We start from the raw sequence: 21,377 nt of genomic DNA on the forward strand, positions 1-21,377 counted from the left end.
AGGGACTACGGCTGCATGAGGACCTTGACGGCGCCGTCCTGCTTGCGCTGGAACATCTCGTAGGCGTGCGGCGCGTCGGCGAGCGGCAGCCGGTGCGTGGCGAAGTCGTCGACGCCGAGCGGGTCCTCCTCCGTGAGGTAGGGCATGATCTCGTCGGTCCACCGGCGGACGTTGGCCTGTCCCATGCGCAGCTGGATCTGCTTGTCGAACAGGGTCAGCATGGGCATCGGGTCGGCCATGCCGCCGTAGACGCCGCTGAGCGAGATGGTGCCGCCGCGCCGGACCAGGTCGACGGCCATGTGGAGGGCGGAGAGCCGGTCGACGCTGAAGCGTTCGGCGAGCGGCCCGCTGAGCTTGCGGGGCAGCATCCCGGTGGCCGTCTGGGCGAGCTTGGCGGCGGCGCTGCCGTGCGCCTCGGTGCCGACCGCGTCGATCACGGCGTCCGGGCCCCGGCCGCCGGTCTCGTCGTGGATCGCGTGGACCAGCGCCTTCTCGTCGTCGAAGGCCCTCAGGTCGTACGTCCGCACGCCCCGCCGGTTCGCCCGGGCGAGCCGCTCGGGCACCAGGTCGACGCCGAACACCTGCTCGGCGCCCCGGGCGAGAGCGATCCGGCAGGCCATGTCGCCGATCGGGCCGAGGCCGAGGACGGCGAGGGTGCCGCCGCGCGGGACCGCGGCGTACTCCACCGCCTGCCAGGCGGTGGGCAGGACGTCGGAGAGATAGAGGAAACGGTCGTCCGGCGGCCCCTCGGGCACCTTGATCGGCCCGAACTGGGCCTGCGGCACGCGCAGATACTCGGCCTGGGCGCCGGGGACGGAGCCGTACAGGCGGGTGTAGCCGAACAGGGCGGCACCCATGTGCTCCCCGGTGACCTGCGTGGTCTCGCACTGGGTGGGCAGCCCGGTCAGGCACATCCAGCAGCTGCCGCAGGCGATCTGGAACGGCACCACGACCCGGTCCCCGACCGCGAGGTCCGGCACCCCAGGGCCGACCTCCTCGACGATGCCCATCGGTTCGTGTCCGAGGATGTCGCCGGGGGTCATGAACGGTGTGAGCACCTCGTACAGATGCAGGTCCGAGCCGCACAGTCCGGTGGACGTGATGCGGATGACGGCGTCGGTGGGCTCCTCGATCCGCGGGTCGGGCACATCCTCCACCCGTACGTCCCGCTTGCCCTGCCAGGTGACTGCCTTCATGGGGTCGCACTCCCTTGGTCGCGTGCGCGCCGGTTCCCCGGCGCGTCCGGTCTGCGGTGTCTGCGCCCTGTCCGGGGGTGGCGGCCGGGTACCCGTGTCCCCCTGCACCGAACCCCGCCCACGGTTTCGCGCCGGTGCGCGGGCCCCGCGCCGAAGGCTCCTCCCGCCCACGTGCCGATCCCTGGGCCCGCGTCCTCGCGCCCTCCCGCCGACGCACGACCGGAAGTGACCGGATATGGCGGGCGACGACCCGATGAGCGCACAATCAGATCACAGGGGCGGGACGGGGACGGTGGGCATGGAACACGGAGCGCGCACGCGCCGCGCGGCGCTGACGGCGGCCGTACTGGCCGCCACGCTGACCGCCTCCCTCACGGCGGGCTGCACCCACCACGGCCGCGACGACCAGGGCCGGGCACCCACCCGTGCACCGGCGGCGACCGCGGCCCCGAGCCGCTCCGTGGCACCGGCCGGTTCACCGCTCGCCGTGAAGATCGACAATGTGCCCGCGGCCCGCCCGCAGACGGGGCTCGGCGCGGCGGACGTGGTCTACGCGGAACAGGTGGAGGGTGGTCTGAGCCGGCTGATGGCGGTGTACGCGACCACCCTGCCGAAGACCGTCGGACCGGTGCGCAGTGCCCGCGAGTCCGATCTGGAGCTGCTGCGCCAGTTCGACCGGCCGACTCTCGCCTTCTCCGGTGCCCAGCACAAGCTGCTGCCGCTGATCGACCGGGCGCCGCTGCGGCCGGAGTCCGCCGACCGGGCCGGACGCCTACCACCGGGCCCCGGGCAGGGCCGCACCGCACAACCTCTATCTGCACCCGGCCCGGCTGCTGCCCTCCGCCCCGGGCCGGGGGGCCCTGACGACGGGCTTCCGCTACGGCCCCGCCCCGTCCGGCGGCGCCCCGACGGCCTCGCGCACCGTCCGCTACCCGGCCGCCCGCTTCACCTTCACCTGGTCCGCCGCGCGGCACGGCTGGCTGGTCGCCATGGACGGCGTCCCGACGGTGACCACCGACGGGGGACGGATGGCGCCGGCGACGGTCGTGGTGCAGTACGTGACGGTCCGGACGTCCCGGTACCACGACGTGCTCGGCAACCCGACGCCGTACACCGAGACGGTCGGCTCGGGACGGGCGCGGGTGCTGCGCGACGGACGGTCCTTCGACGCCTCCTGGTCACGGCCGGCCGCGACGGACGGGACGACGTTCACGGCGGCGGACGGCGGCCCGCTGAACTTCGCCGCCGGTCAGGTGTGGGTCGTCTTCGCCGAGGCCCCCTCCTGACCCGGCGCCTCGCGTCAGGACCGCTCAGCCCTGCCGGGCCGCCGCCGGCTCGCCGGGGTTGCGCAGGTCCTCGGCCGCGTCCGCGACCCGGCGGATCAGGTCGAAGAACACGGTCTGCTCCTCCGCGGACAGCGGGGCGAGGAAGACCTGGTTCATCCGGGCGGTGCGCACGGTCAGCCTGCGGTGGGTGCGCAGGCCGTCGTCGGTGAGGCGGAGCAGGAAGCGCCGGCCGTCCTGCGGGTCGCGCACCTTGTGCAGCAGCCCGCGCCGGCCGAGCCTGCTGATGACCTCGGCGATGGTCGAACGGTCCAGCCCCACCCGCTCCCCCACGGTCCGCTGGTCGAGGCCCGGCTCGGCGACGAGCGCGTTCAGCACGGCGAACTGCGGCGAGGTGATCTCCTCCGAGACCATCGTGTTCCACAGCAGGTAGTGCGCCTGCTGCAGCCGCCGGGCCAGATGCCCGGGATGGGTGCTGAGGTCCGCCGCGGCCATGTGCGCTCCCCTGATCGATTCGTTGGTGTACTGAACGATACGCGCTGTCGGCGCGGCCGTCCGGCACCCGGTGTCGTACAAAAGTAGAGCTCTTGACGCTTTCCATCCGCAGTGGCAGCGTGATGAACACCTCGCTGGAATACTCAGTGCCCTGATTAATTTCGAGAGATGGGGCTTCACGGATGGACAAGGTGGTCGCCACGGCCCTGGAGGCGGTGGCGGACGTGCCGGACGGCGCCTCGCTCGCCGTCGGCGGATTCGGACTGAGCGGTGTGCCGAACGTTCTGATCCAGGCGCTGTACGAGCGCAGGGTCGGCGGCCTGAGCGTGGTGTCGAACAACTGCGGGGCGATGGAGTCGGGGCTCGCGGTGTTGCTGGCGGCCGGGCGGATCGCCCGGGTGACCGGCTCCTACATCGGCGCCAACAAGGAGTTCGCCCGTCAGTACCTGGCCGGTGAGCTGGAGGTGGAGCTGATCCCGCAGGGCACCCTCGCGGAGCGGCTGCGCGCGGGCGGCGCCGGGATCCCCGCCTTCTACACCCCGGCCGGGGTGGGTACGCAGGTCGCCGACGGCGGGCTGCCCTGGCGGTACGACGGCTCGGGCGGGGTCGCGCTGGCCTCGCCGCCCAAGGAGGTGCGGGAGTTCGACGGCACCGAGTACGTGCTCGAGCGCGGCATCCGCACCGACTACGCCCTGGTCCGGGCGGCCAAGGGCGACCCGCACGGAAATCTGGTGTTCAACAAGTCCACCCGGAACTTCAACCCTCTCGCCGCGATGGCAGGCAAGATCACGATCGCGGAGGTCGAGGAGCTGGTCGAGCCCGGCGCGATCGACCCGGACGCGGTGCACCTGCCGGGGATCTTCGTCCAGCGGGTGGTCGCCCTCGGCCCGGAGCAGGCGGCGGACAAGCGGATCGAGCGGCGGACGGTGAGCAGCCGATGACCTGGACACGCGAGGAGACGGCCGCCCGCGCGGCACGCGAACTGCGCGACGGCCAGTACGTCAACCTGGGCATCGGCCTGCCGACGCTCATCCCGAACCATCTGCCCGAGGGCGTCGAGGTGGTGCTGGAGTCCGAGAACGGCATCCTCGGCACCGGCCCGTACCCCACCGACGACCGGGTCGATCCCGACCTGATCAATGCCGGCAAGGAGACCGTGACGGTCCTTCCCGGCGCCTCCTTCTTCGACTCGGCGCTGTCGTTCGCGATGATCCGCGGCGGGCACATCGACGTGGCCGTGCTCGGCGCGATGCAGGTCTCCGCCGGCGGGGACCTGGCCAACTGGGCGGTGCCCGGCAAGCTGGTCACCGGGATCGGCGGCGCGATGGACCTCGTCCACGGCGCCCGCCGGGTGATCGTGGTGATGACCCACACCGCGAAGGACGGCTCCCCGAAGATCCTGAAGGAGTGCACCCTGCCGCTGACCGGCACGGCGTGTGTGAACCGGATCATCACCGATCTCGGCGTCCTGGACGTCACCGATGACGGCCTGCGCCTGGTCGAGTGCGCGCCGGGCGTGTCCGCCGCGGAGATCGCCGCACGGACCGAGGCCGAACTGATCCTCACGGAGGGCCTGTCATGAGGGACGTCTACGTCGTCGACGCGGTCCGCACCCCGATCGGCCGCTACAACGGCGGGCTGCCCGCGGTGCGGCCCGACGACCTGGCCGCCCACGCGATCGCCACCCTCTGCGTCGGCGTGGGCCAGGGCCTCGCCCTCGTCCTCGAACGCTGACACCAAGGACTTCCCATGACTCTCACCCAGCAGGACATCGACCATGAGATCGCCGCCGAGCACGCCGCGTACGTCAAGCGCGTCGCCGACGGCGCCCCCGTCGAGCACCACCCGCGCCGCGACTACGCCCCCTACCGCTCCTCGGTGCTCCGCCACCCCGAGCAGCCCCTGGTCCCCATCGACACCGCCAAGGACCCCGAGCTGGTGGAGCTGTCCTCCCCCGCCTTCGGGGAGCGCGACATCACCGAGATCGACCACGACCTCACCCGGCAGCACACCGGGGAGCCGGTCGGCGAGCGGATCACCGTCTCCGGACGGCTGCTGGACCGCACCGGACGCCCGGTGCGCGGCCAGCTGATCGAGATCTGGCAGGCCAACTCGGCCGGCCGCTACGCCCACCGGCGCGAGCAGCACGACGCCCCGCTCGACCCGAACTTCACCGGCGTCGGCCGCACCCTCACCGACGCCGAGGGCCGCTACCGCTTCACCACCGTCCAGCCCGGCCCCTACCCGTGGCGCAACCACGTGAACGCCTGGCGCCCCGCCCACATCCACTTCTCGGTGTTCGGCACGGCGTTCACCCAGCGGCTGGTGACGCAGATGTACTTCCCGAACGACCCGCTCTTGCCGCACGACCCGATCCTGCAGTCCGTGACCGACGACGCGGCCCGGCAGCGACTGGTCGCCACCTACGACCACACCCTGTCGGTGCCCGAGTTCTCCCTCGGTTACCACTGGGACATCGTGCTCGACGGCCCGGCCGCCACCTGGATGGAAGAAGGACGCTGACCACCATGACGAAGATCGACACGAGCAGCCCGGAGCAGGTGCTGCCCACCCCGTCCCACACGGTCGGCCCCTTCTACGGCTACGCCCTGCCCTTCCGCGGCGGCGAGGAGATCGCACCGCTCGGCCACCCGGACACGGTCACCGTGCACGGATACGTCCTCGACGGCGCGGGCGAGCCGCTGCCCGACGCGTTCGTGGAACTGTGGGCACCCGCGCCCGACGGCACGGTGCCGCGGGTGGACGGCTCCATGCGGCGCGACCCGGCCACCGGTGGCCATCTCGGCCGCAACGGCGTGGAGTTCACCGGCTGGGGCCGCGTCCAGACCGACGCGGACGGCCACTGGTACGCCCGCACCCTGCGGCCCGGCGCGCGCGGCGGGAACGCGCCGTACCTGAGCGTCTGTGTCTTCGCGCGCGGCCTGCTCACGCACCTGTTCACCCGGATCTACCTGCCGGGCGACGAGGCCTCGCTCGCCGCCGACCCGCTGCTCACCCGGGTGGGTGACCGGCGCGCCACGCTGATCGCGGACGACGAGGGCCGCGCCACCTACCGTTTCGACATCCGCCTTCAGGGCGAGGGCGAGACGGTCTTCCTGGAGTTCCAGTGACATCTGTGACATCTGCGTACCCTCCCTGTGCCGACACCGGCCTGCTCGCCCCCGACTGGGGGCTGTCGCTCGCCGCGTCCGAGACCGGTGACCTGGCGTATCTGCAGGCGCTGCTCGACGCCGAGGCCGGGCTGACCAGGGCGCAGGCGACGCTGGGGCTCGCCCCGGCCGAGGCCGCGACGGCGGTGACCCGGGCCGCGGTCCGAGACCGGTTCGGCATCCGCTCGCTGGCGGCGCGCGCCCGCGTGGGCGGCAACCCGGTCGTGCCGCTGGTCGCCGACCTGACGAGGGAGGTCGGCGAGGAGTACGGCCCCTACGTCCACCGGGGCGCCACCAGCCAGGACATCATGGACACGGCGACGATGCTGGTCGCCGTGCGCACCCTCGGCGTGGTCCTGGCCGACCTGGGCCGCACCGAGCGGGCGCTGGCCGCACTGGCCGCCGCGCACCGGGACACGGTGATGCCGGGACGGACGCTCACCCAGCACGCCGTTCCGACCACGTTCGGGCTGAAGGCGGCCGGCTGGCGCTCGCTGGTCCTGGACGCGACGGACCGCGTCACCCGGGTCCGGGACGCGCTGCCCGCCCAACTCGGCGGCGCCGCAGGCACCCTGGCCGCCTTCCAGGCGTACGGCACCCCGGACGCCGCCGCGCTGGTCCGGGAATTCGCCCGCGAAGTCGGTCTCGCCGCACCGGAGTTGCCCTGGCACACGCTGCGCACGCCGATCGCGGACCTGGCGGGGTGCCTGGCCTTCACGGCGGGGGCGCTGGGCAAGCTCGGCGCGGATGTCCTGACGCTGTCGCGCACCGAGATCGGAGAGGTCGGCGAGGGCAGCGGCGGCGGCTCGTCGGCCATGCCGCACAAGGCGAACCCGGTGCGCTCCACGCTGCTCGCGGCCGCCGCCCGACGCGCTCCCCAGCTCGCGGCCACGCTGTACGGCTCCCTCGCCGCCGAGGACGAGCGGCCGGCCGGCGCCTGGCACGCCGAGTGGGCACCGCTGCGCGACCTGCTCCGGCTGGTGGGCGGCACGGCCGAGCACGCGGCCGAACTCGCCGAGGGGCTGCGGGTGCACCCGGCCGCGATGCGCCGAAACCTCGGCATCACCCGTGGCCTGATCGTCTCCGAACGGCTCTCCGCCGAGCTGGCGCCCCACCTGGGCCGGGCCCGAGCCAAGGAGCTGCTCACCGAACTCGCCCGCCGCGCCCACCGCGAGGACCGCTGTCTCGGCGAACTCCTCGCCGAGCATTCCGAAGTGAAGGAACTGGGCCTGGACCTGGCCGAGCTCACCGACCCCGCCCGCTACACCGGTTTCGCCGGTGTCCTCGCCGACCGTGCCCTGGAGCGACGTCGACCGTGAAACTCCTCAACCACCGTGAAGAAGGCCCGGCTTCGGCTCCCCCGCTGCTGCTCGGGCCCTCGCTCGGCACCTCCCTCGCCCTGTGGGACGAGGTCGCGCCGGAACTCTCCTCCAGCCACCGGGTCGTGCGCTGGGACCTGCCGGGGCACGGGGCATCGGCGGCGGACCTGATCAGGGCGGGCGCCACCGTCGGCGACCTCGCCGCGCTGGTGCTGTCGCTCGCCGACGCGCTCGGCATCGACCGGTTCGCCTACGCGGGCGTTTCCCTCGGCGGCGCGGTCGGCCTCCACCTGGCCGTACACCGTCCCGAGCGGCTGACCTCCCTCGCCGTCATCTGCTCCTCCGCCCACTTCGGGGGCAGCGCGGCCTGGCAGGAACGTGCGGAACGCGTGCGCCGGGACGGCCTGGACCGGCTGGCGGACGACGCCGACGCCCGCTGGTTCACCCCCGGGTTCACCGTGCCGAGGCTCGTGCGGGACCACCGGGAGGCCGACCCGCAGGCGTACGCCGCCTGCTGCGACGCGCTCGCCGCGTTCGACCTGCGCGACCGGCTCGGCGACATCACCGTACCGACCCTGCTGATCGCGGGCCGGCAGGACCCGGCGACGCCGCCCGCTCATCTGCGGGAGATCGCCGACGCGGTGCCGGACTCCACGCTGGTGGAGCTGCCCGGGGCCTCCCACCTGGCGCCGGCGCAGTGCCCGCGGGCCGTGCTGACCGCCCTGCGCAGCCGGCTCGACGGGCCCCCGGCGAGCGGCATGACGGTACGCCGGGAGGTGCTCGGCGACAGCCACGTGGACCGGGCGCAGGCCCGGCAGACTCCGTTCACCGCCCGCTTCCAGGACTTCATCTCCCGCTACGCGTGGGGCGAGATCTGGACCGATCCGACCCTGTCGCGCCGCGAACGCAGCATGATCACGCTGACCGCGCTGGTCGCGCACGGCCACTACGACGAACTGGCCATGCATGTGCGGGCCGCCCGGCGCAACGGGCTGACGCCGGAGGAGATCGGCGCGGTGCTGCTGCAGACGGCCGTCTACTGCGGGGTGCCGGCCGCCAACTCGGCCTTCGCGACGGCCCAGCGGGTGCTCGCCGAGGAGGAGGGGACGGGCTGAGCCGGCCGGCTGCCGCCCGTGCCCCGGCCACTGCCCTACGTCAGCCGCCGCGCCGTCTCCAGTGCCCGCTGTGCCCGCTCCACCAGCCCCTGCGCCCCGCAGGCGCGCGCCAGGTCCAGGCCCCGGTCCAGTTCGGCGACCGAGCCGGCGGCGATGCCGTACTCGACGCGGGCCGCCGCGTGCTCGTACTGGCAGGGCGAGGCCTCCAGGTAGGTGACGGCCCGGGCGGCCAGCTGCACTCTTCGCCGGCCGGTCTCCAGGGCGGCGGCGCAGCGCAGGGACTCGCCGATGGCGGTGTCCGTGCCGAAGCGTTCGGCCTGCCGGCGGGCGTCGGCGGCGAGCCGGCGGGCGCGGGCCGGGTCCCGGTCGGCGAGGGCCTTGGCGAGGTCGATGGACCAGGGGGCGAGGACGGGGTTGTGGCCGCCGCGTGAGGCGGCGGTCTTCTCGGCGGCCTCCAGTTCGTGGATGCCGTCCTCGGTGCGGCCGACGGCAAGCAGCAGCCGGCCGCGTACGGAGCGGATGTCGGGCAGCACGATGGTCGACGGGTACGGCGGTGCGAAGCCGTACTGTTCGGCGACCGACCAGGCCTCGTCGACGCGGCCGCGGGCCAGCAGGGTGTCGACGAGTCCGCAGCTGGCGGACCAGTACAGGGGCAGGCCGCGGCCGACGCGTTCGGCGAGGACCAGGGCCTCGCGCAGGGTGGTCTCGGCGTCCCTGAGCCGGCCCTGCCTGCGGTAGGCGAGGCCGAGGAAGGCGTTGGCGAGGGAGAGGTGGCCGCCGCGCCAGCCGGCGCCGGTGTAGACGCGCAGGGCTTCGGAGAAGAGGCTCTCGGCGCGGTCGAGCCGGTCGGCGTAGGCGTACGCGCTGCCGAGCATCATCAGCAGTTCGATGCCCCACTCCCGGTCGGTCCAGCCGAGGCCGGGGGCCAGGCGGCCGTTGACCAGCGCGCGGTCGCACAGCTCGATCACCTCGGCGGCGCTCTCGCCGTGCGTCATGGCGTCGAAGCCGCGCAGGACGAGCAGGGCGCGTTCGGAGTTGTCGCGGCCGGTGCAGGTGCGGGCCAGTTCGGCCAGGCGCCGGGAGCGGGCCGGGGAGACGGTCTCCCCGTGGATGCCCTCCCACATGAACTGGAAGGCCTGCAGCCGCATCCTGACGGGTTCCGCCGTGTGCCGGGCGGTCTCGGCCTCGATGGTGCGGACGGCCTCTTCCAGCTGGTCGTTGTGGAGCAGTGCCTGGGAGAGACGGACCACGGCGTCGACGCGGTCCCGTCCGTCGAGGCCGGGCATGCCGAGTGCGCTCTGCAGGTGGCCGATGGTGACGGCGGGCGCGGTCAGCAGGGTCGCGCAGCCGAGTTCGTAGAGGACCTGCGCGTGGACGTCGGCGCGCGGTGGTTCCTCGAGGGCGCGTTCCAGGCAGTGGCGGGCCGCGTCCGGGGCGCCGACGGCGAGGTGTTCGCGGGCTGCCTCGCGCAGTTGCTCGACCAGTTCCTCGTCGCCGTCCGGGTGCACCTTCAGCAGGTGCCGGGCGGCCTGGGCGGCGCCGCGTCCCAGTTCGGTGATCATCTGGGCGGCGACGCCGTGCATGGCGGTGCAGACGCCGGACGGTATGGAGTTGTAGACGGCCGTGGCGATGAGCGGGTGGACGAACTCGAGTTCCCCTTCCTCGCGTTCGGTGCCCGCGGCGGGGTCGGGTTCGGTGAGGATGCGGGCGCTGCAGAGCAGGTCGGCGCAGTGCCGGGCGATCTCGGGATCCATGGTGGCGAGGCGGGCGACCATGTCGACGGTGATGCCGGTGCCGAGGATGGCGGCGGCCCAGGCGAACTGGGTGGCCTCCAGTCCGAGGCCCTTGAGCCGGTCGACGAGTCCGCCGCCGCGGGCCGCGCGGTTGAGGGCGCGCAGCTCTCCGGCGCGGGCCTCGACCGGGGTCAGTTCGCTGTCCTGCACCTTGGCGAGGAGTTCGACGGTCTCGTACGGGTTGCCGGCGGTGACGGCCCACACCTCGCGGCAGAACGCGCCGTCGGCCTGCCGGCCGAGGGTGGCGCGGGTGAGTCCGGCGGCGGCGTCGGGGGTGAGGGCGCTGAGGTTGTGGACGGGGCGGTCCGAGGCGGCGGCCACCTCGTCGAGGTGGCGGGCGCTGTCGCCGCTGACCTCGCCGGGCCGGCGGGCGACGACGACGAGGACGGACAGGTCGTCCAGGCGCCGGGTGAACGCGGCGAGCCAGCGCAGGGTCTCCTGATCGGCCCAGTGCGCGTCGTCGACGATCAGCACCAGCGGCCATTCGCGGCGGGCGAGCCGGCGGACCGCGGCGACGAGTCCGTCGCAGACGTACTGCGGGTCGGGGGTGTCCTCGCCGGGGTCGACTATGCCGAGGGCGGGGCCGGCGATGTCGTACCAGTCGCCGAGGTACTCGCGGGCCTCCTCGGGCAGCAGGGACAGCAGCGCGGGCTGGAGCAGCTGGCGTACCACGTTGAACGGGACGGACCTCAGGGTCTCCGCGCCGCGGGCGGTCCACACGGTGCAGCCGCGCCGCTCGGCCGTCCGGCGGATCTCGGCGAGCAGCGCGGTCTTGCCGAGTCCTGCTTCGCCCCGGAAGACCAGCAGGCCGCCCGCGGAGGACCGGTCGGCGCACAGGACGCCGAGCGCCCGTGCGACGGTGGCGATCTCCGCGTCCCGCTCCCACAGGGCAGCCGAGGCGGCCGCCTGCGGCCGTCCCTCCGTCATCCCGATACCTCCCCAGGTCGCCCGAATGACGTACGGACCACGAGCCTAGCCGTCCGGTGGGACGCGTGGTGGCCGGTCGGGGCAGGTGTTGCCCCGCCGGGGTGAACGCGGGTGCGGGAGGGCGACGCGCACCGGGACCGACCTGCCGGTCGGCAGCGGACGGGGCGTCAACCGCGTTGTCCGGTCGGCCGGTTCAGCAGGGGCGCGCGACCGGGCGGCGTCGGAGGTGCGGGCGGTGACGGCGGGGCCGCCGACGTTCCTGAGGGCGTTTCAGGGATCTGTGGTGGGCGGGGAGTTCGGTGCGGTGACGGTGCTCATGCAGGCCGCGCCTCCGGGCCGGTGGGAGCGTACGGGGGCATGGCTGCCGTCCCCCGTGGAGCCGGAGCCGCTCGCCGGGGCTCCGGCTCCACGGTGACACGCTGCTCCCGCGCCCTCCGGCCGTGCGTGCCGGGGTCGGTGACGACACCGGCCGGGGAGGGCTTCCGGTGGCCGTCGGCCGTGGCGGGCGGGCCGCTGCGGCCTGCCGTGGAGGAGCCGTGGGGCACCTGGGTGCGGCGCGGCCCGGCGCACGAGAGGTCACGGCCTGCCCGGGTCTCTCATCACACTTTCACTGTCGCCTCATACGGTGGGGGCATGACGCAGGTGACTCCTCCCGGGTGGTATCCCGACCCGGGGCAGACGAACGACGGTCCGCCCACCGAACGCTGGTGGGACGGCAAGGCCTGGACGGACCGGACCCGCCCCGCCGGGACGGCCGCCACCTGGGGTCCCCCGACACAGCCGCCGGCCGGTGCCGGCCCCCATCCGGTGCACCCCGCGCCCGGCGTTCCCGCCGGGTACGACGCCCGGCCGGCCCATCCGGCGTACCCGGCGTATCCGGCCGCGCCGCCCCCCGCGCCCCCGCGCCGGCTGCGCACCGGTGTCGCCGTCACGGCGGCGACCGTGGTGCTGGCGTGCATCGGGGTCGGCGTGTACGCCCTGACCAAGGACCACGACGACACCGGCGACGACCGCGCCGGGTCGCGGCAGGCGTCGGGCGGCGGGCAGGACGGCGGCTGGGGCGGACCGTCCGGCGGGCCCGGCGGCGGCTCGGGGCGATCCGGCGGGCCCGGTGGTTCGGGCGGTTCCGGCGGTTCCGGGGGCGCCTCGCCCTCGCCGGGGCAGTCCGAGGCGCCCAAGGTCAAGGGCGGCGGCACCGTCCCCGACCCGGTCAACGGCATCAGCCTGCCGGTGCCCCGGGGCTGGACCGGGCAGACGATCGGCGTCGGCGCACAGGTGACCTCGGACGACTCCTACAAGTGCCCGGGCAACTCCTCCCAGACGTGCACCGCGGGCGGCGCCTACACGGCTCCGGCCCAGGCGCTGAACATCAAGGGGACGACGGCCGAGTCGGTCGCGAAGGCGGACATCTCGGCCAACGCCAAGCAGTCCTACGGCGGGAGCACCTACGGCAGCATCACCTCGCACCAGGTGCTGGCCTCCCGGCCGGTCACGGTGGCCGGGCAGAAGGGCTATCTGGTGCGCTGGAAGGCGGTCACCAGCAAGGGCGCTGACGGCTATGTCGAGTCGGTCGCCTTCCCCTCACCGAACGACGCCGAGCAGATCGTGGTGGTGCGCTTCGGCGTGGACGTCGGCCAGGAGGTGTCGGTCATCGACAGCATCCTGAAGGGGATCAAGGTCTCCTCCGGCGACGGGAACGGCCAGACCGTCTGAGCCGCACGTCCGGGCCGCCGGCGGGCACGCCCGGCACGGAGTTCGGCCGGGTGGGGCCCCCCTCCGCTCAAGGGGAACCCCACCCGGCCGGGGGGTGCGCGCCGCCCCCGTCCCCACGGTGCGGCGCGAGCAGGTCACCGTTCAGTCATCCCGTGAACGGCGGCCTGGGTCCTCATGTCAGTCCGAGTGCGGGCAGCACGGTGGCCTCCACGAACCGGACGAGATAGTCGCCGTCGGCGTACTGGCCGCTGAGCACCGGCCGCACGCGCAGGACGCCGAACATCATGGCGGGCACGTACTCCAGCGCGGGATGGTCCGCGCGGACCTCGCCCCGGGCCGCGCCCCGCGCCAGCATCTCCTGCAGTGCGGCGATCTCCGGGTACACCAGCGCCTCGCGCAGCGCCTGGGCCAGCTCCTGGTCCGCGGTCACCGCGTGCCCCAGCGCCTGCAGCAGCCGGGTGTCCTTGCCGGACCAGTCGCCCGCGGCCCGCGCGGCCTGGCGCAGGTCCTCGGCGAGCGATCCGGTGTCGATGCCGGCGAACCGGACCCGGCGGCTGGCGCGCAGCGCGGCGGCGACGAACTGGGGCTTGCTCTTCCACTGCCGGTAGAGCGTGGACTTGCTGCAGCGGGTGCTGGCGGCGACGCCCTCCATGGTGAGGGACTCGTAGCCGCACTCGCGGATCTGCTCCAGCACGGCGTCGAAGAACTCCCGCTCACGCTCCGGCGTGATCTTGGAGCGGCGCGAGGCGACGACCGTCTCCGGTCCGTCCGCGGCCTGCGACGTCATGTGGTGCTTCCCCTCACTCGTGTACGGCCGGCTCGAGCATCGCTCGAGAGCGAGCGCCGAGCCTGTCTCCAGTGTGTCGCACATCAATCGATACGCCAGTGTACCGGTACTCGAGCGTATCGGTACACTGGCGTATCGGTACGAGGACGTATCGATGAGTGCCGGGGCCGCCCCGGGCTCGCTCGCACCACCACACGCACCACCGTCAGTGAAGGGGCCGGGGGATGAATGCCCGCACCGAGCCTGCAGAGGCATCCAAGGAGCCGGACGCGACCGCGCGTCCGGCCCTGATACGTGAGTTTCTGCTGGTCGCGGGGCTCTTTCTGGTCTACAAGCTGGGCCGGCGACTGGCCGTCGGCCACACCGCGAGCGCCTTCCACAACGCCCACCGCGTCTGGGACCTGGAACGGGCACTGGACCTGCCCCGGGAGACCGCCGTGCAGTCCGCCCTGCTGCACGGCGGCACCCTGGTGCACCTGGCCAACACCTACTACGCGACCGTCCACTTCCCGGCCACGCTGGCCTTCCTGGTCTGGCTGTACGTGCGGCGGCCCGAGCACTACGTGTGGGCCCGCCGGGTGCTGGCGGTGGTCACCACGGCCGCGCTGGTACTGCCGTTCACGTTCCCGCTGGCCCCGCCGCGGATGCTGGCCGGGACCGGCCTGGTGGACACCGCCCGGATCTACGGCCCCTCCGTCTACGGCCCCCCGTCCAGCGACCATCTGTCCAACCAGTTCGCGGCGATGCCGTCGCTGCACTTCGGCTGGGCACTGATGGTGGCGGCCGGGCTCGTCGTGGCCGCCCGCTCCCGCTGGCGCTGGCTGTGGCTGCTGCACCCGCTGGTCACCCTGCTGGTGATCGTGGGCACCGCGAACCACTACTGGCTCGACGCGATCGCCGCCACCGCCATGCTCGGTGCCGCGCTCGCCGCCATCCACCCGCCGCACCGGACGGCCGGCCCGGCCGGACGGGGCACGGACCGGCTCGCACCGCGCGGGAACGTCCTGGTGGGAGCGGGCCGATGAACGCCGCCGCCCTGATCGCCGTCGCCCTGTCCCTGGTGTCGGCCGTCGCCTACGCGCTGGCCGCCGTCGCCCAGGAACGCCTCGCCTCCCGCAGCGCCGGCACCGGACTGCTGCGACTGCTGGGCACCGGCGCCTGGTGGTCGGCGGTCGCACTGAACGCCGCCGCCGCACTGCTGCACGTCGTCGCCCTCAAGTACGGCCCGCTGACCGTGGTCCAGCCGCTCGGCGCGCTCACCCTGGTCGCGGCCGTGCCGCTCGGGGCGCGGGCGGCCGGGCGGCGGGTCACCGCGGCGGAGTGGCGCGGTACGGCGCTGACGCTGCTCGGACTCGGCGCGCTGCTGGTCACCGCCTCCGGTCCGGCGCCCGCGCGGGTGCTGACGCTGACCGAGGCGGTGGCGGTCGCCGGTACGACCGCCGCGGCGATCGGCATGCTGTCCCGGCCCGGCGCCCGTCCGGGCCTGCGGCACGCGACCGCGTCCGGTTTCGCCTCCGGGGTCGCCTCGGCGCTCACCCAGACCGTGACCGTGGCGGCCACGGACAGCTCCGAACCGGGCCTGCGCACCGAGGTGATCGTGGTCGCCGTACTGGTCGCCGCGTTCGCCGTGGGCGGGCTGCTGCTGTCGCAGACGGCCTATCGCGGCGGCCTCGGCGCCCCGCTGGCCGTGGTCACCCTCGCCAACCCGCTGGCCGCCGCCGTGATCGGCCTCACCCTGCTCGGACAGGGCCTGCGCGGCGGTCCGGCCGGTGTGCTGCTCGCTCTGGCGGGGGCGGGCCTGGCCTCCTGGGGCGTGCTGCTGCTCACCCGGATCCCGCCCGTGCCGCAGCCGGACGACGAGGACCACCCCGTGGCCGCGGTGCTGGCGCTGGAGCCGGACACGGCGGCGCCCGAACCGGCCCTGGTGCCACGGCAGCCGGAGCAGCCGGGACACCTCACCTCGCTGTGAGGAACACGGAACACGGCGAGTGAGGACGCCGATCCGACACGACGGCGGCCGGTGCGCGCGTCACCGCGCGTCCACCGGCCGCCGTCGCCGTGTTCCCGGTTGCGGCTGCCCCCCGTCGGGGCCCGCTCAGTTCCAGCCCCGCGAGTCCTGCTTGAGGGCGGTGTCGACGGTCAGGGCCGTCGCCACCACGAGGCTCAGCAGCGGCTCGGGCAGCTGGTAGTGGATCTGCAGGACGTAGTTGTCCGCGGACGTGAACAGCGTCTTGGCGAGGCCCTCCCAGGTCTTGGTGATCCGGGCGACCTCGTTGTCCGCGTGGTCGACGATCGCGAAGTTCCACGCCCGCCAGTTCTCCGCCTTGATCGCGCCGACCTGCTGGCCGTTCACGTTCATCGCGAAGTTGATCTTCCCGATCATGTTCTGCTGGACGATCTCGCCGACCGGCGAGCCGTCCGGGCGGGTCACGATCACCCGGGACTTGAAGATCTTCGCGGGCCGGGTCAGCAGCAGCTGCGGCTGGCCGTAGGCGTCACGGATCTCCAGCTTGTGCGTCAGGAACTGGTCCCAGCTGGAGACGAACCGGAAGATCTTGCGCAGTACGCCCTGGCCGACCTCGGTGACCGAGCCGAGGTCCCGGCCGTTCTGATCCATGACCTTGTACTCGTTGGTCACCTCGATCAGCTTGGCCTTCTGGTTCACGACCAGGACGGGCTCGGTGAAGAGGGTGCCGCCGCCGGGGCCGCCGGCCGCGACCCCGGCCTGCTGCTGCACCTGCCGCTGCACCTTGGCATCGGCGGTCTGCTGCTGCGGGAAGGCGGGCTGCTGGACGGCGGCCTGCTGCGGCGGGACCTGCCCGGCCGGCTGCTGGCCCTGCTGGTTGGTGTGGTCGGTCCACTGCGTGCCGTCCCAGTAGCGCAGCGTCTGCGGCGCTCCGTGCGGATCCGGGTACCAGCCTGCAGGAGTGTTCGATTGCGTGGTCACCGGGGCACACTACCCTGATGTGACCGGTACCTGACCAGTCCGCACGGAGCGCTGTTCATCGGCCGTTCACTCCGTCACGATCGCCGGGTCGCTGACGCCGGGCAGCCCGTTCTCGACGTGCCCGGCGAAGCCGCGCAGGAACGCCGGGTCGGCGTCACAGGTGACGGTCAGGTCGTACCAGCGCCTGCTCGCCGTGAGGTCGACGGTCTGCTTCACCGTGGCCCCCGGCCGGACGCTCACCGTGAGGGGCCTGCCGCCGTAGCCGCTCGCCACCTTCAACTTCACCGTGCCGGAGCCCTTGTTGGTGCACGCCAGCTCCAGGTGGTCGCCGGCCCGCCGGGCGGTGACCTCCGGTCCCGCGGCCTTGTTACGGCCCTTGAAGACACGCTGGAAGCCGTTCGGGCCGTGCACGGTCAGGTCGTAGGAGCCGCCGGAGTAGGCCGAGTTCCAGGTGTCGGCGAGGCTCTTGCCGGCCTCGGTGGTGTAGGTCCAGGGGCCGTCGGTGCGGTTGTTCGAGGTGACGAGGAAGGCCGCGCCCGCGTGCGCCCCCGAGGCGAACGTGAGCGTGAAGGTACCGGCCGACGTGTCCGCCGAACCGTCCACCACCGGCGCGTACTTCAGCGGACGGGTGGGCCGGCTGCCCCGCTCCTGCCTGGGCAGCGAGGGGTTGGCGGGCGGCTTGGGCACGTAGTCGGGGTGCCGCTCGCGGTCCGGCGGCTGGTAGGCGGCCGTGGACGGCAGCGCGACCGGCTCGGTGTCCTTGCGGGAGAAGTCGAAGGCGCTCGTCAGGTCGCCGGTGACGGCCCGCCGCCAGGGCGAGATGTTCGGCTCGTGCACGCCGAAGCGGCGCTCGACGAACCGGATGATCGAGGTGTGGTCGAAGGTCTCGGAGCAGACGTACCCGCCCCTGCTCCACGGGGAGACCACCAGCATCGGCACGCGCTGGCCGAGCCCGTACGGGCCGGCGACATGGCTCGCGTCACCCTTGTACAGGTCGAGCGAGGGATCCACGGTCGACTTGCCCTGCGCGCCGGAGGCCGGCGGGAACGGCGGGATGACGTGGTCGAAGAAGCCGTCGTTCTCGTCGTACGTGATGAACAGCGCCGTCTTCCCCCACACCTCGGGATCCGAGGTGAGCGCGTCCAGGACCTGGGAGACGTACCAGGCGCCGTAGTTGGCGGGCCAGTTCGGGTGCTCGGTGAAGGCCTCGGGCGCCACCACCCAGGAGACCTGAGGCAGCCTGCCGGCCTTGACGTCGGCCTTCAGCCGGTCGAAGAAGCCCTCGCCCTTCGTGGCGTCGGTGCCGGTGCGGGCCTTGTCGTACAGCGGGTCGCCGGGCTTGGCGTTGCGGTACTGGTCGAAGTACAGCAGGGAGTTGTCGCCGTAGTTGCCGCGGTAGGCGTCGTCGATCCAGCCCCAGCCGCCGGCGGCGTCCAGACCGTCCCCGACGTCCTGGTAGATCTTCCAGGAGATCCCGGCCTTCTCCAGCCGCTCCGGGTACGTCGTCCAGCCGTACCCCTTCTCGTCGTTGCCGAGGACCGGGCCGCCGCCCGTGCCGTCGTTGCCGACGTACCCCGTCCACATGTAGTAGCGGTTGGGGTCGGTGGAGCCCATGAACGAGCAGTGGTAGGCGTCACACAGGGTGAAGGTGTCCGCGAGGGCGTAGTGGAACGGTATGTCCTCGCGGGTCAGGTGCGCCATGGTCGTGGCGCCCTTGGCCGGCACCCACTTGTCGTACCTGCCCCCGTTGAAGGCGGCATGCGTGTCCTGCCAGCCGTGCGGAAGGTCCTGGAGGAAGGCCAGGCCCAGGTCGTCGGCGTCCGGGTGGAAGGGCAGGACGTCCTTCGTGCCGTCGGACTGCTTCCAGACGGAGCGCCCGTTCTGCGTGACGGAACGGGGGTCCCCGAAGCCCCGGACCCCGCGCAGCGACCCGAAGTAGTGGTCGAAGGACCGGTTCTCCTGCATCAGGACGACGATGTGCTCGACATCCTCGACCGTCCCGGTGCGGTAGTGGGCGGGCAGGGCGGCCGCACGCTGGATGCTGCTGGACAGCGCGGTGAACGCCGTGGTGGCGCCCGCGAGTTGAAGGAATCGGCGCCGGTTGACGTCGGGCATGGGTGAGGAACCTCTCATCCTGGTACGCAGGCTCGGTACATGAGGAAACATGCGCGGAGCGAGTGTTCCAAGAGCACCAAACGTCAGGGAAGGGTCTGGTGGCGCCCGTGTGAAAGTCCACGGTACATGTGGTGCAGCTGCGCACAGGGAGTACGGCCCACCAGACGGTTTCCGCAGGTCCACGCGATGACGCATGGAATGTGGACCTCGACTTGTCCGGATAGGAGATCGTTCATTCGCTGCCCGGCGCCGGCGCGCCGCGCCGCGCGGACACGGACCGCCCGGCCGGGGGCACGAGCGGATCCGCGGCGCGCGGCGCGGGGCCGACGGTGTCAGCTGGTCAGGTACGCCTCCACCTCACTGAACTGTCCGGCCGGCCAGCCCGTGTTGGCGCTGACCGTCAGGCGCAGGTAGCGCAGGTTCGTCCCGCTCGGCAGGGACACGGTCGCGGTGTTGCCGGTGGCCGGATCGAACCGGTAGCCCTGCGAGCCGACGACGGCGGAGTAGCCCGATCCGTCGGTGCTGCCGAGCACGGTGACGGTCTGGGTGCGGGCGCCCCACGCCGCGGACGGCGGCAGCTTCAGCACCAGCCGGCGCACCGCGTAGGGCGAGCCGAGGTCGACCGTCCAGGACTGCGGGAAGGCGTTGTTCGTCGACTCCCAGTAGGTGCCCGCGTCCCCGTCGTCCGCCTTGCCGGGGGTGTAGACGTCCTGGGAGCCGGTCGCGGTGGCCGGGCGGCCCTTGGCCAGGTTGCGGTTCGGGTCGGGCGCGGGGTTGCCCTGGCCGGGCTGCGGCCAGGTCGAACAGTCCGACCAGGTGCCGGCCCAGCCGGAGTTGCCGCCGCCGTCGTTCAGGGCGAACGATCCGGAGTTCGCCGGGTAGGGGCAGTTGTAGACGCCGGCGGAGCCGACCTGGGTGGCGGTGACGTTCTTGAAGGTGGCCGCGCCCTGCGTCTCCGCCTGGACCACGACCGTTCCCGTGTTCCTCACGATCGCACCGTCCACGGTGACGTTGCGGACCGGATGGCCCTGCCCGCCGCCGGAGACGAACTCGAACGCGCTGTACGGGCTGTCGGTGATCGTGGTGCGGGTGATGTCGACGGTGGCGTCGACCGCGCTGTCGTAGGAGTCCACGCGCAGGGCGCCCATCGGGTGGTTCCAGTTGGGGTTCATCGCGCCGGCGCGCACCAGCGTGTTGCCGTCGACGGTGATCGTGCCGGCGAGGGGGCTGAAGGGGTCCATGAACTTCTGGTTGGAGATGGCGATACCGCTGCCGAGGGCGTTGGTGTCGGAGATCAGGTTGTTCTTCACCGCGATGTCGGTGCCGCCGTAGATCGCGATGCCGTTGGCCAGGTTGGGCTGCGAGACGGTGTTGTTCTCGAAGCTGGAGTTCGTGTCCGGCGCGTACAGCGACCACATGGCGAGCGAGTCGTCGCCCTGGTTGCGCAGGAAGTTGTTGCGGACGCGGACGCCCTTGGCGGTGCCGTTGAGGTTGATGCCGTCGGCGGTGGTGTCGAGGATGCGGTTGTTCTCGACGACGAGGTTGTCGTTGGTGCCGGTCAGCCACATCCCGCACTTCATGTGCTGGATCCACATGCCGGAGACGGAGGAGTCCGGGCCGAGGGAGCCGTTGACGAAGTTGTCCGGGCTGGAGTCGACGCGCTCGGTGACCTCGCCGATGACCGCGAAGTCCTTGACGTGGACGTTCCCCGAGGATCCGGACTGGTCGACGAACCGTGAGGTGTGCACGACGGAGTACCAGTTGCCGGCGCCCTGCAGCGTCACGTTCTGCACGCCGCTGAGCGACGAGGTGAGCTTGTAGTCGCCCGGCGGGATCCAGACCGTCCCGCCCTGGGCCGCGGCGATGGCGTCCCGGAACGCCTGGGTGGAGTCCCCGGCGCCGCCGGGGTCGGCGCCCTCGGAGACGACGGACACCGAGCCGGCCGGCTGGGTGGCGGCCGCGGCGACCTGCTCGAAATCGGCGACGTCGACGGTGACCTGGGTGCCGGTCGACTCGACGGCGATCTTGTCACCGGCCTGGACGTTCCGCCCCAGCAGCAGCCGGGTGTCGTCGAAGAAGTGGTGCGTCCTGGAGCCGGGGATCCAGCCGGTGTCGACGTACGAGTACTTCGACGTCACCGGGAGGGCCTTGGCGAGCTTGCTACCGTTGACGTACACGTTCAGCGAACCGGACTGCCCGTCCGGGACGCTGTATGCGATGTTCACCGCATTGGATGCACGCGGCACGGTGAACTCCACGCGCTGACCGGACGTCAGCCGGACGGCCTGCCGTCCGGAGGCCTCCGAGGCCAGGGAGCCCTGCGTGTAGTCGGGGCCGATCTTCGTACCGGTGGTGCTCGCCGACTCGGCCTCGACCGAGGTGAAGGGGAGGGAGGCGCCCGCCGTGGCCGCGTGCGCGGCGGGGGCGAGGGTGCCGAGCATGCCGGCGGCGAGGGCGACCGTCGCCCCGATGACTGGCATGCACCTGAGATGTCGGGCCGTGCTCCTGTGCATGTGC

The 21,377-nt window shown here is 72.9% G+C and carries 16 protein-coding genes and 2 pseudogenes; 11 read left to right on the plus strand and 7 right to left on the minus strand.

Annotation, left to right across the window (positions count from 1 at the left end; all coding sequences use genetic code 11):
- Positions 1-5: 5 nt before the first annotated feature.
- Positions 6-1,196: a zinc-dependent alcohol dehydrogenase gene (locus ACIHEJ_RS03270; protein ID WP_400131619.1), complete on the minus strand. Its 1,191-nt coding sequence runs from the start codon at positions 1,194-1,196 to the stop codon at positions 6-8.
- 298 nt (positions 1,197-1,494) lie between these two features.
- Here ACIHEJ_RS03270 and ACIHEJ_RS03275 point away from each other — a divergent pair.
- Positions 1,495-2,482 (plus strand): annotated as a pseudogene (locus ACIHEJ_RS03275) (DUF3048 domain-containing protein).
- Positions 2,483-2,506: 24 nt separating this feature from the next.
- Here ACIHEJ_RS03275 and ACIHEJ_RS03280 read toward each other — a convergent pair.
- Positions 2,507-2,974 carry a MarR family winged helix-turn-helix transcriptional regulator gene (locus ACIHEJ_RS03280; protein WP_400131621.1) on the minus strand — a complete coding sequence of 156 codons (468 nt, stop codon included), beginning with the start codon at positions 2,972-2,974 and terminating at the stop codon, positions 2,507-2,509.
- A 182-nt stretch (positions 2,975-3,156) separates the two neighbouring features.
- Here ACIHEJ_RS03280 and ACIHEJ_RS03285 point away from each other — a divergent pair, with 182 nt between their 5' ends.
- From ACIHEJ_RS03285 to pcaD, 7 genes and pseudogenes are all read left to right on the plus strand, one after another.
- On the plus strand, positions 3,157-3,915 hold the full coding sequence (locus ACIHEJ_RS03285) for a CoA transferase subunit A (RefSeq protein ID WP_400131623.1): 759 nt from the start codon (positions 3,157-3,159) through the stop codon (positions 3,913-3,915).
- Positions 3,912-4,556: a CoA transferase subunit B gene (locus ACIHEJ_RS03290; protein WP_400131625.1), complete on the plus strand. Its 645-nt coding sequence runs from the start codon at positions 3,912-3,914 to the stop codon at positions 4,554-4,556. Before ACIHEJ_RS03285 ends, ACIHEJ_RS03290 begins: the two co-directional genes overlap by 4 nt.
- Positions 4,553-4,663 (plus strand): annotated as a pseudogene (locus ACIHEJ_RS03295) (acetyl-CoA acetyltransferase); the annotation flags it as partial. The gene ACIHEJ_RS03290 and the pseudogene ACIHEJ_RS03295, both read left to right, overlap by 4 nt.
- 60 nt (positions 4,664-4,723) lie before the next feature.
- Positions 4,724-5,497, plus strand: a complete 774-nt coding sequence (gene pcaH / locus ACIHEJ_RS03300) for a protocatechuate 3,4-dioxygenase subunit beta (protein ID WP_400131627.1) — start codon at positions 4,724-4,726, stop codon at positions 5,495-5,497.
- Between the two features lie 5 nt (positions 5,498-5,502).
- Positions 5,503-6,105 (plus strand): protocatechuate 3,4-dioxygenase subunit alpha, encoded by a 603-nt coding sequence (gene pcaG, locus ACIHEJ_RS03305; RefSeq protein ID WP_400131629.1) that lies wholly within the window; start codon positions 5,503-5,505, stop codon positions 6,103-6,105.
- 5 nt (positions 6,106-6,110) lie between these two features.
- Positions 6,111-7,463, plus strand: coding sequence for a 3-carboxy-cis,cis-muconate cycloisomerase (gene pcaB, locus ACIHEJ_RS03310; RefSeq protein ID WP_400131630.1), 1,353 nt, complete (start codon positions 6,111-6,113; stop codon positions 7,461-7,463).
- Complete coding sequence (gene pcaD / locus ACIHEJ_RS03315; RefSeq protein ID WP_400131632.1) at positions 7,460-8,578, plus strand: 3-oxoadipate enol-lactonase; 1,119 nt, start codon at positions 7,460-7,462, stop codon at positions 8,576-8,578. The genes pcaB and pcaD overlap by 4 nt, the downstream gene beginning before the upstream one ends.
- A gap of 35 nt (positions 8,579-8,613) precedes the next feature.
- Here the strand turns inward: pcaD and ACIHEJ_RS03320 are convergent, their stop codons facing one another.
- Complete coding sequence (locus tag ACIHEJ_RS03320; protein ID WP_400131634.1) at positions 8,614-11,298, minus strand: ATP-binding protein; 2,685 nt, start codon at positions 11,296-11,298, stop codon at positions 8,614-8,616.
- 633 nt (positions 11,299-11,931) lie between these two features.
- Between ACIHEJ_RS03320 and ACIHEJ_RS03325 the strand changes: the two genes are divergently transcribed.
- Complete coding sequence (locus tag ACIHEJ_RS03325) at positions 11,932-13,011, plus strand: DUF2510 domain-containing protein (RefSeq protein WP_400131636.1); 1,080 nt, start codon at positions 11,932-11,934, stop codon at positions 13,009-13,011.
- A gap of 172 nt (positions 13,012-13,183) precedes the next feature.
- Here ACIHEJ_RS03325 and ACIHEJ_RS03330 read toward each other — a convergent pair whose 3' ends face one another.
- Positions 13,184-13,798 carry a TetR/AcrR family transcriptional regulator C-terminal ligand-binding domain-containing protein gene (locus ACIHEJ_RS03330; protein WP_400131638.1) on the minus strand — a complete coding sequence of 205 codons (615 nt, stop codon included), beginning with the start codon at positions 13,796-13,798 and terminating at the stop codon, positions 13,184-13,186.
- Between the two features lie 224 nt (positions 13,799-14,022).
- On the opposite strand from ACIHEJ_RS03330, the gene ACIHEJ_RS03335 reads away from it, so the two are divergent.
- Positions 14,023-14,823, plus strand: a complete 801-nt coding sequence (locus ACIHEJ_RS03335) for a phosphatase PAP2 family protein (protein WP_400131640.1) — start codon at positions 14,023-14,025, stop codon at positions 14,821-14,823.
- Positions 14,820-15,767 (plus strand): hypothetical protein, encoded by a 948-nt coding sequence (locus ACIHEJ_RS03340; RefSeq protein WP_400131641.1) that lies wholly within the window; start codon positions 14,820-14,822, stop codon positions 15,765-15,767. Before ACIHEJ_RS03335 ends, ACIHEJ_RS03340 begins: the two co-directional genes overlap by 4 nt.
- A gap of 126 nt (positions 15,768-15,893) precedes the next feature.
- Here ACIHEJ_RS03340 and ACIHEJ_RS03345 read toward each other — a convergent pair whose 3' ends face one another.
- From ACIHEJ_RS03345 to ACIHEJ_RS03355, 3 genes are all read right to left on the minus strand, one after another.
- Positions 15,894-16,745 carry a phospholipid scramblase-related protein gene (locus tag ACIHEJ_RS03345; protein WP_400131643.1) on the minus strand — a complete coding sequence of 284 codons (852 nt, stop codon included), beginning with the start codon at positions 16,743-16,745 and terminating at the stop codon, positions 15,894-15,896.
- 66 nt (positions 16,746-16,811) lie between these two features.
- Positions 16,812-18,860, minus strand: coding sequence for a phosphocholine-specific phospholipase C (locus ACIHEJ_RS03350; RefSeq protein WP_400131645.1), 2,049 nt, complete (start codon positions 18,858-18,860; stop codon positions 16,812-16,814).
- A gap of 332 nt (positions 18,861-19,192) precedes the next feature.
- Positions 19,193-21,373, minus strand: a complete 2,181-nt coding sequence (locus ACIHEJ_RS03355; RefSeq protein WP_400131647.1) for a discoidin domain-containing protein — start codon at positions 21,371-21,373, stop codon at positions 19,193-19,195.
- Positions 21,374-21,377: the final 4 nt, after the last annotated feature.

The organism is Streptomyces sp. NPDC052301, from assembly GCF_044593395.1.
GTDB lineage: Bacteria > Actinomycetota > Actinomycetes > Streptomycetales > Streptomycetaceae > Streptomyces.

What these genes read in the sequence shown, in the direction of transcription:
- ACIHEJ_RS03330 (WP_400131638.1), bottom strand. Translation starts at nt 13,798, where the DNA reads ATGACGTCGCAGGCCGCGGACGGACCGGAGACGGTCGTCGCCTCGCGC.
- ACIHEJ_RS03270 (WP_400131619.1), bottom strand. Translation starts at nt 1,196, where the DNA reads ATGAAGGCAGTCACCTGGCAGGGCAAGCGGGACGTACGGGTGGAGGAT.
- ACIHEJ_RS03350 (WP_400131645.1), bottom strand. Translation starts at nt 18,860, where the DNA reads ATGCCCGACGTCAACCGGCGCCGATTCCTTCAACTCGCGGGCGCCACC.
- pcaG (WP_400131629.1), top strand. Translation starts at nt 5,503, where the DNA reads ATGACGAAGATCGACACGAGCAGCCCGGAGCAGGTGCTGCCCACCCCG.
- ACIHEJ_RS03290 (WP_400131625.1), top strand. Translation starts at nt 3,912, where the DNA reads ATGACCTGGACACGCGAGGAGACGGCCGCCCGCGCGGCACGCGAACTG.
- ACIHEJ_RS03340 (WP_400131641.1), top strand. Translation starts at nt 14,820, where the DNA reads ATGAACGCCGCCGCCCTGATCGCCGTCGCCCTGTCCCTGGTGTCGGCC.
- ACIHEJ_RS03325 (WP_400131636.1), top strand. Translation starts at nt 11,932, where the DNA reads ATGACGCAGGTGACTCCTCCCGGGTGGTATCCCGACCCGGGGCAGACG.
- ACIHEJ_RS03285 (WP_400131623.1), top strand. Translation starts at nt 3,157, where the DNA reads ATGGACAAGGTGGTCGCCACGGCCCTGGAGGCGGTGGCGGACGTGCCG.
- ACIHEJ_RS03280 (WP_400131621.1), bottom strand. Translation starts at nt 2,974, where the DNA reads ATGGCCGCGGCGGACCTCAGCACCCATCCCGGGCATCTGGCCCGGCGG.
- ACIHEJ_RS03335 (WP_400131640.1), top strand. Translation starts at nt 14,023, where the DNA reads ATGAATGCCCGCACCGAGCCTGCAGAGGCATCCAAGGAGCCGGACGCG.
- ACIHEJ_RS03320 (WP_400131634.1), bottom strand. Translation starts at nt 11,298, where the DNA reads ATGACGGAGGGACGGCCGCAGGCGGCCGCCTCGGCTGCCCTGTGGGAG.
- ACIHEJ_RS03355 (WP_400131647.1), bottom strand. Translation starts at nt 21,373, where the DNA reads ATGCACAGGAGCACGGCCCGACATCTCAGGTGCATGCCAGTCATCGGG.
- pcaH (WP_400131627.1), top strand. Translation starts at nt 4,724, where the DNA reads ATGACTCTCACCCAGCAGGACATCGACCATGAGATCGCCGCCGAGCAC.